Here is a 357-nt window from a genome sequence, read left to right as displayed (position 1 = left end):
CGACCGCGCGCTGGATGATCAGCGGGATCAGCTTTTCGGGGAACTGGAAGGGGCCGTAGTTGTTGCTGCAGTTGGTGGTCAGCACCGGCAGCCCGTAGGTATGGTGGTAGGCGCGCACCAAATGGTCGGACGCCGCCTTGGAGGCCGAGTAGGGCGAGTTCGGCTGATAGGGCGTGGTCTCGGTGAACTTGCCGGTCTCGCCCAGCGAGCCGTAGACCTCATCGGTCGACACATGCAGGAAACGGAAGCGTCCGCGCGTGGCCTCATCCAGCTCGGCATACCAGCCGCGCGCGGCTTCGAGCAGCTCGAAGGTGCCGACGATATTGGTCTGCACGAAGGCACCAGGGCCATCGATGC

The 357-nt window shown here is 64.4% G+C and carries 1 protein-coding gene; it reads right to left on the bottom strand.

All coding sequences use genetic code 11. From position 1 onward, the window contains the following. The coding region (locus FLQ44_RS20140; RefSeq protein ID WP_147695782.1) for a GDP-mannose 4,6-dehydratase at positions 1–357 on the bottom strand (357 nt) is incomplete at both ends.

The organism is Vogesella mureinivorans (assembly GCF_007644035.1).
In the GTDB taxonomy this organism is placed as follows: Bacteria; Pseudomonadota; Gammaproteobacteria; order Burkholderiales; family Chromobacteriaceae; genus Vogesella; species Vogesella mureinivorans.
The sequence above is the reverse complement of the archived record's forward strand: the minus strand, read 5'-3'. Positions and strand labels throughout refer to the sequence as shown.